Source organism: Rhizomonospora bruguierae (assembly GCF_018397995.1).
GTDB lineage: Bacteria > Actinomycetota > Actinomycetes > Mycobacteriales > Micromonosporaceae > Rhizomonospora > Rhizomonospora bruguierae.
The window spans coordinates 1-7,088 of sequence record NZ_BBQH01000111.1 but is presented as its reverse complement, the minus strand read 5'-3'; the positions used below and the strand labels follow the sequence as shown (position 1 = coordinate 7,088).

At 68.5% G+C, this 7,088-nt stretch carries 10 protein-coding genes and 1 pseudogene; 7 read left to right on the top strand and 4 right to left on the bottom strand.

Annotated features, from left to right (window positions below):
• The 4 genes from KJS59_RS32405 to KJS59_RS30010 all read right to left on the bottom strand — a co-directional run.
• Window positions 1–217 (bottom strand): DUF6444 domain-containing protein (locus tag KJS59_RS32405; protein ID WP_376771307.1); only part of this gene is annotated, 217 nt, incomplete at its 3' end.
• 555 nt (window positions 218–772) lie between these two features.
• Window positions 773–1,618, bottom strand: coding sequence for a nuclear transport factor 2 family protein (locus KJS59_RS30020; RefSeq protein WP_213457269.1), 846 nt, complete (start codon window positions 1,616–1,618; stop codon window positions 773–775).
• A 279-nt stretch (window positions 1,619–1,897) separates the two neighbouring features.
• Entirely contained in the window at window positions 1,898–2,710 is an 813-nt protein-coding gene (locus KJS59_RS30015; RefSeq protein WP_213457267.1) for a hypothetical protein, read from the bottom strand.
• Between the two features lie 2 nt (window positions 2,711–2,712).
• Complete coding sequence (locus KJS59_RS30010) at window positions 2,713–3,552, bottom strand: winged helix-turn-helix domain-containing protein (protein ID WP_249715148.1); 840 nt, start codon at window positions 3,550–3,552, stop codon at window positions 2,713–2,715.
• A gap of 493 nt (window positions 3,553–4,045) precedes the next feature.
• On the opposite strand from KJS59_RS30010, the gene KJS59_RS30005 reads away from it, so the two are divergent.
• The 7 genes and pseudogenes from KJS59_RS30005 to KJS59_RS29975 all read left to right on the top strand — a co-directional run.
• Window positions 4,046–4,288, top strand: a complete 243-nt coding sequence (locus KJS59_RS30005; protein WP_213457273.1) for a DUF6284 family protein — start codon at window positions 4,046–4,048, stop codon at window positions 4,286–4,288.
• Window positions 4,285–4,431, top strand: a complete 147-nt coding sequence (locus KJS59_RS30000; RefSeq protein ID WP_213457265.1) for a hypothetical protein — start codon at window positions 4,285–4,287, stop codon at window positions 4,429–4,431. The genes KJS59_RS30005 and KJS59_RS30000 overlap by 4 nt, the downstream gene beginning before the upstream one ends.
• A gap of 269 nt (window positions 4,432–4,700) precedes the next feature.
• Window positions 4,701–5,069 carry an RRQRL motif-containing zinc-binding protein gene (locus KJS59_RS29995; RefSeq protein ID WP_213457271.1) on the top strand — a complete coding sequence of 123 codons (369 nt, stop codon included), beginning with the start codon at window positions 4,701–4,703 and terminating at the stop codon, window positions 5,067–5,069.
• Window positions 5,070–5,081: 12 nt separating this feature from the next.
• A complete protein-coding gene (locus tag KJS59_RS29990; protein WP_213457263.1) occupies window positions 5,082–5,246 on the top strand; it encodes a hypothetical protein in 165 nt (54 codons plus the stop codon).
• Window positions 5,246–6,097, top strand: a complete 852-nt coding sequence (locus KJS59_RS29985) for an ABC transporter permease (RefSeq protein ID WP_213457261.1) — start codon at window positions 5,246–5,248, stop codon at window positions 6,095–6,097. The genes KJS59_RS29990 and KJS59_RS29985 overlap by 1 nt, the downstream gene beginning before the upstream one ends.
• Before the next feature lie 95 nt (window positions 6,098–6,192).
• A complete protein-coding gene (locus KJS59_RS29980) occupies window positions 6,193–6,354 on the top strand; it encodes a hypothetical protein (protein WP_213457259.1) in 162 nt (53 codons plus the stop codon).
• A 37-nt stretch (window positions 6,355–6,391) separates the two neighbouring features.
• Window positions 6,392–7,088, top strand: a pseudogene (locus KJS59_RS29975) (hypothetical protein); the annotation flags it as partial.

Here is a 7,088-nt window from a genome sequence, read left to right as displayed (position 1 = left end):
TCAGCCCGTCCGACGATGGAGGCCTGGAGGAGTTCGACGAGCTCAAGCCCAGCCGGCGCCGCAACAACTCGTTCTCAGCCCGCAACAACTCGTTCTCAGCCCGCAACTGCTCGTTGTCCGCTCGCAGCCGCTCAACCTCGGCCCGCCGCTCAGCGACCACCGCCACGAGCTGCCCCACCGAGTCAAGCTGCGAGTCCGGCTGCACAACCAAGATCATGCCAGCCACAGCCACCACAGTAGACGACGACCCAACTCAGCCGATCATCTCAAGCTGAATACGTACGCTGCATCGCCATCGCGCAGCATTCCCAGCGTCGCTTCGGCGTAGCCACTTCCGGCGCCTTTCCGGCCGGCGCACTCTGGCGATAAGCCGGACCTGGCTGGTCGCGGGCGCGAGGCTGCAGAGTCCGGCAGCGGTGACCCAGGCACATCTGACGCAGCCCCCGGGCGTGAGCCCGGGGGCTGCGTCAGATGTTTAGACAAGAGTGAAGTGAGCTTCAACTGTCAGGTGCAGATCGACTACGCTGCGCTTTTGCAGTTCTGTGAGGTGCCCCCGGCAGGATTCGAACCTGCGCCCCCGCCTCCGGAGGGATACACCTCTCCCGGCCGCATGCTGCCCCTGACCTGCGCGGGCGTCAGCCGACGCACGAAAGCGCGGGCAACTTTGGCACGCATGTGGCACAGGGGCGACCGGCAAGGCCCGGCAACACTGCCCCCTCGCGACCATGATCCGGTAGGTAGTCTCCGCCCATGATCGCTTCCCGCTGGGCACTTAGACCAGAAACGGCTGATCGCCGACGAGCGCAGCAGGAAGGTCATCCCGCGCGATTACCTGACGCGGGCCGATGAAGCGACGAGCAACCAAGAGATTCCAACTTCCTTTGGCCCCACACAGGCATCGATGCGTTCGGGCGCGATGCCGGTTCGACTGCCCAAGCCGAACGATGCTGCCGCGCCGCTGCCGCTCCTCGGCGCGTGGACGCGCCTGCGGTGCGGGTCGGCTTGCCACCGAGCAACCGGACGCGGCTCCGGCGGGTCGAGCCGGCCGGCTGGCCACCTCCCGGACGCGCGGGGAGGTGGGGCCAGAAGAAGTTGGAAACAGGCGTGCATCGATCCCACTGGTCCCAGGAAAAGTTGGAACGGTGGGGCCAGAACAAGTTCGTACGAACAGGCGGGGTTCGACGGTCGGCGCGGTACCGGTGGGTGCCGGCTCGCCGCAGGCACCTTCGCGGAGGTAGGTGCCGCACCACGCCGGGGCTTCCACGGCCCAGATGCGCCACCCTCCGGCCTCGCGCCGGGTGTCGAAGTGCCATGGATACGCCGGGCTGTTGAGGATGCCCGCGCCGGTCTCGCTCGTCCACCACGTTCCGAAGACATGCACGGTTACCGTGGCCCGGTCGTCCGCCTGTTGCTCGACGTCAATCCGCTTGATCTCCAACTTGTCCGGCAGCTCCGCGCGGGTCATCTCGGCGCGGTACGCACGCCACTGTGCTCTGAGATCGTCTCGACGCTCGCCGGTGAGTACGCCCGATAACCCGATCTCCTCAGCCGCGGAGAGCTGCAAGACGTAGAGGTTCGCGGCAGCGTCCGGCGACGGCTGCCCGCGGCCGGTCGCCACGGTCTCCCGGGCTGTGGGCGGCTCGCGCCTTGGACACCCCGAGGCGGCTGGCCAGGCTGGCCAGCGACAGCTCTTCGTCCTTCTGGATATCTGCGGCTATGGCCGCACGGAGGTCTGACGCTGCCTCGGCTAGCTCTCGGACTGCTGCGGCAAGCTGCGTCGCGTTCCCGAACGCACGCCACCGGTCTGGCGCCGCCGAGGCAGCGTCGGCCGCCACTGCGTAGGTTCTGGCAAGATCCGCAAGCGCCGCCTCAAATTGGCCTTGGTCCATGTCTCAGCCTAAGCGCGCGGGAACCCGTCGCAGTAGACCGCTGTGGCGTCATCGGAGAGCTTGTTGCGCGGCCAGCGCGTGCCGTTGGGGTCGGTGGCCTCTGTGGCGCGAACCTCGGTTATTAGGGCCGTCGGACCTGCCGTCTCCAAAAGATCTAGAACGTCGCGCCAGTCGTATTGCTTGAACGGATCAACGATCCGCGTGCTTCCGTCGGTCAGGATGGCTACCCGCCTCACTCGGGTCAGGGACGCTTCTCCTGTCAAGGCGTGCTCGGCTGCCGTTGGATCGCTCGCCGCGATCCAGTACCCACCTGGCACGTTGCGCGCCGCCAACTCCGTGTGCTTCATCCGCACCAGCGCAGCCACCTTCTCAGGCGAGCCTGCTACCAACGCGTCGGCCGCCGCTCGCTCGGCAACCGCCGTCCGGCTTACCCGATCATCCGTCACCACGAACTCCTCATCACCCAGGTCAAGGACGATCGTCACGTCACCGAGCACGAGGTAACGGAGCCTGCCATCACCGACTTGCATGATGGCTACAGCGGCCGATGGCGTGCCGGGATGGCTCAACTCACACGTGGTCCTGTGCTTATCGGATGTCTGGCGGATGGCTGCGGCTAGCGCAGCAGTAGGGTCGAGCGACGCGTTGTCTACGATCGCCGCCGCAAGGTGATCCGCGTACCACGCGACCCCGTGTATGCAGCCGGTCTCCGTGCGGACCGTGGCGCCATCGAGGACTACCCAAAGGTTCGGCCCGACGACCGCCCGATCCTCGCTGGGGACATCAGTGGAGCCAGCGTCGGTGGCTACCTGCGTACGCAATCTCAGGCTCCCTCGTGCCGGTACAACGGCGTGACGCGCTCAGTCGAGATGATGTTCAACTGATTGCCTGGCTCAAATTGGCACTTGACGACGGTCGAGAAGCGCCGTGTCTTCAGCTCCCGGTACAGCTCTGCCAGGTTGTTGGCGACATACGTGGCCGCGCCGAGGGTTCCGGGCGCGTGGGTCCCGGCCAGGTACAGGAAGGTGCCCTTGCCGTCGGGCCGAGGCAGCCGCCCGACGTAGCCATAGTCGGCCGGCTCACCGTGGTCTCGCGGTGACCGGTACTCCGTCCCCGTCGTGAGATCGACTAGATGCCAGCCCTTGTCGTCCACCACGTAGCGGATATGCGGGTCTGCCTCCATGACTTGGCTCAGGAACGGCAGCAAGCGTGGGTTAGTCAGCACGATCAGGTTCGGGCGGTTGAGGTGGACATTGCCCGGTGCCGGCACGACCTCGTTGGTCGCGTCGAGCCCGGCAGCTCGCGCCGCCGCGCCCAGCCGTTCGTAGGCGGTGAACGCTTCAGCGGACAGCATGTGGCTTGGGTCGGTCCGGTTGCTCTCGCTCTTGGCGCCTATCGCGAAGGTCAGCTTCCCATTGCCAAAGAAGGCCCGCTCGGGTCGCAGGCCGGCCGACATGAGCTGGGATACCCGACCCTTGGACATCTTGAGCAACTCGGCAATCTGCGTCTGCGTCATTCCGCCCGCGACCAGCTCTTCAAGCGTCTCGCGTCGTAGCCGGGACAGGTCCGCTATCGCCACCTGGTAGTCGTCGATCTTGGCGCTGATGGCCAGTGCACGCTGCCTGGGGTCGCTGATTTCCATGATCTCCGGAGCGTCGCTCACAAGATCTCCTGTCGCCAGTCAAGGGGGCTAATCCCACTCTACCTGCGACTACCCGCCCTAGGAACGGCCGGCCCGTCGAGCCCCAGCGACAGATTAGTTTAGAGGGGTTGACACCCCTGGTTTACCGTGGTGTCCTGTTGTTACCCCGCACAACGTAGTCGGTTGAGTGGGCTAAACAAGAGACAGCCGGTCGGGCACCGGGGAAGGTCGCGTTTCGGCGCGACGCGCCTACGAGCCGTCCGTGTCTGCGGGTTCGTTCTCAAGTCCATAGCGACAGGAAAAGGCGCGTAGCAGGCCGGTTCGCGGCATCTCTGCATTGAGCCACATGGTGGCCGATCCCGGTATGTCCCGGGCGAAGCGGAGCGAGTGAGCGGGTGAGCGCGCGCTGTGTACGTCGGCCCGGTCTCGGGCCGCTTCATAAGTCTGCCCTGGTGGGGCGCGGTGTGAGGTTGCCGCCGCGCCCCACCTTCTCTTGATCTTTTCGGAGGTTTCCGTGAGGAAGCGTCTTGACCTTGCACGTGATGAGCCGTCCCCTGTCGAGCTGGCTGCGATCGAGGCGGAATGGCCGTTGATCGAGGCTGAGCTAGCCGTCCTCGACGCGCAGATCACGATCCTGACTGCTGATGAGCGGGGTGGGCCGTCGCCGCTGGACTGGCGGCGCCTGCGCCGCGCCGAGGCGCGGGTGACCCGGGTCGCTGCCGAGCTGGCCCGGCGGTCACCGGGTTGGGCCGCGTGATGGCCGCGCTGGCCGCCTCGCTACGGGTCACGATCGGCAACGGCGCCGTGTGGCGCACCTGCGAGACGTGCGGCCGGCTGGCCGCGTTGCCGCCGGATGTGGAGCACTGCCCGCGGCGCCGCAAGGCGAGGCGGTCGCGGTGAGCCCGCGCGATGAGGACCGCTACCGGTACACGTGGCTTGACCTGGAGCGGGTCAAGCCGAGTCAGGTCCGGGTTGGTGACCTGGTCGCCCACGCTGGCCCGCCAGGTTCGGGCCGGTTCTGCGTCGACCCGGTGACGTTCGTCGGCTGGGCTGGGCAGTTCGCGTTGTGGGGCGTGGACGAGTGGCGGGTGGAGTACCGCACGCCGTGGGGCGTCCGGTGCTTCGTCAACCCTGACCGGCTGCCGGTCTATCGCCTCCGGCGGGACCTGATGGCCCGCATCCGCGCCGCCTTCCACGACCCGGACGGGTCGCGGTACGGCATCCCGACGTTTTGGTGGCGCGGCGCCCCCGCGGGCTTCGCCACGCGCCGGCAACTCCGCGACGCCGGGCTACGCCCCGGCGGTCAATCCGTTGCGGCGCAAGTGATGTGGGCCGGTATCGGCGGTGTCCGGGTGGCCTACCTGTACCGGATCGACCTGGCCCGCCCGAAGCGGGTCGCTTCGCCGCGTCAGCGGCAGGCAATCAGTCGGGCGCTTCGCGCCCGTCGTATCTGCCCCTCGTGCCGCGTCGAGCGGCCGTACTACATCCCGCGCTCGCTCGGCGAGTGCCTTGACTGCGCCGATGTGTCGGCGGGTTAGGAGTCCCTGGTCATGTTCAAGAAGTTCTATCCGCTGCTGTTCGCCGTGCTGCTGATCTTTTTCATTATCCGTAGCCCGGACGGCGCCGCCGCCGCGGCGCGTGGGCTCGGGACGGTCCTCACCGCGGCCGTTGACGGGATCGGCGACTTCCTCAGTGTTCTGGGTGGTGGTCGCTGATGACCGCGCCGACGACGACCCGCAGCGCCTACCCGATGTCGGTCGATGACCTGATCCCGAAAGCGCGCGGGCTGATGAAGGACCTAGGCGAGGTGCCGCCGCGGAACCGGCTGATGCGTGAGTTCCGGATCGGTGCGCCGAAGGCCGACGCGGTGCGCGCCCGGCTGGCCGATGAGGAAGCGACGTTGCGTCACGAGCTGGTCAGGGTGGCGCGTGGGCAGCGGGTCTCGATTCCCGAGCCGCCGCCGGTCGAGCCCTACCGGTCGGGCGTGGACACGCCTGTCGCGGTCGAGCCGGCGCCCGAGGCGCGGAGCCTGCCCGACGGCGAGCCGTCGTCTGTCCCGGCCGCCGAGCCGGCCCCGCCGGTCGCTGCGCCAGCGGTGGAGCCGGTCGCGGCTGTTCGGGCGCGACGGCGGCCGGCGAGTTGGCCGGTGCTGTTGCTGGCGTTGCCGGCGTTCGTTGCGATCTGGTCCGGGTGGGTGGAGCTGGGCCGGCTGACCGGTTTCGGCAAGGTTCACCCGCTGCCGGGTATCGCGGACGGGTTCATGTTGGATACGGCGATCACGTTGCCGGTCGGTGTGGAGACCTACGCCGCTTATGCGTTGTGGGTGTGGCTGTCGGCGGCAGCGCCGCGCCGCGCTCGGGCGTTCGCGCGGTGGTCTGCGATCGGATCGCTGATCTTCGGCGCGGCTGGTCAGGTCGCCTATCACCTGCTGTCTGCGGCCGGTGTGACGGCGGCGCCGTGGCAGATCACCACGGCGGTCGCGTGTCTGCCGGTTGCGGTGCTCGGCATGGGTGCCGCGTTGGCTCATCTGCTCCACGCCGACGACGACACCCGCTCGCCTTCCTGACTCTGTCCGGGGCGTGGCCTTCCGGCCTCGCAACCTCCGGCCGCGCCCCGGCCCTCAACCCCGCACTTTCCCCTCGATCGCTTGGAGGAACAGCGATGGAGAGCCGCCGTTGGGATGGTCAGCCCGAATCCGAGGCTGACCGCCGTTTTTTCGACCTGCGCGAGTCCGGCTACACGGGCTGGATTGATCAGGACGGTTACGCCGTGGACGGGCCGACGTTCGTCCACAGCGCGCCGTCTGACGAAGACGAGATGTGAGCGGGGGCGCGTGATGGTGACCCCGACCGTACGAACGTTGACCCGGACGGTAGGTGCCGGGCTGTTGATGGTGGCGTTGGGCTGGCTGACGCTGTCCGCGCCGGGCCTGCGGGCCGCTGGTGCCGTGCTGTTGCTGCTCGGGCTGGCGGTGGCCGGCGTGCCGGTGTGGCTGCGGCTGCGGCGCCGGGGCTCGGCTGCCACGATCGCCCGCTGGGATCGCCGGTCGCGGCGTAACAGCGGGACGGCGTCGCGGTGGGACATCGCCCGCACGTCGTCGGCGTGGGCGATGCGCCGCCGCGCGGCGGTGCTACGGCCGTCGCTGCGTGGCCTGTCGATGGTGGCGCGGTGGCGGGTGCCGGTGCTCAGCTACGCGACGCCGCTGGCCCGCGCGGGTGGGCAGGCGGTGTGGACGTCGGGTGAGGAGTCGACGCTGCGTGTCGGTATCCCGGGCACGGGGAAGACTGCGGAGCTTGCCTGCCGCGTCATCGACGCCCCGGGCGGTGTGGTCGTCACGTCGACCGCGACGGACATTTACGACCTGACCGGGCCGCTACGGCGCCGCCGCGGCCCGGTCGGCGTGTTCAACCCTGCCGGGATCGGCGGTGTCGCGTCGACGCTGCGGTGGTCACCGCTGGCCGGCTGCGTCGACCCGGCGACCGCGGCCCGCCGCGCCGCTGACCTGATGGGGCCAGCGAAGGAAGGCACGGAAGCCGAGCGGTGGAACATCCAAGAAA

What these genes read in the sequence shown, in the direction of transcription:
- KJS59_RS29995 (WP_213457271.1), top strand. Translation starts at nt 4,701, where the DNA reads ATGGCCCGCATCCGCGCCGCCTTCCACGACCCGGACGGGTCGCGGTAC.
- KJS59_RS29990 (WP_213457263.1), top strand. Translation starts at nt 5,082, where the DNA reads ATGTTCAAGAAGTTCTATCCGCTGCTGTTCGCCGTGCTGCTGATCTTT.
- KJS59_RS29985 (WP_213457261.1), top strand. Translation starts at nt 5,246, where the DNA reads ATGACCGCGCCGACGACGACCCGCAGCGCCTACCCGATGTCGGTCGAT.
- KJS59_RS29980 (WP_213457259.1), top strand. Translation starts at nt 6,193, where the DNA reads ATGGAGAGCCGCCGTTGGGATGGTCAGCCCGAATCCGAGGCTGACCGC.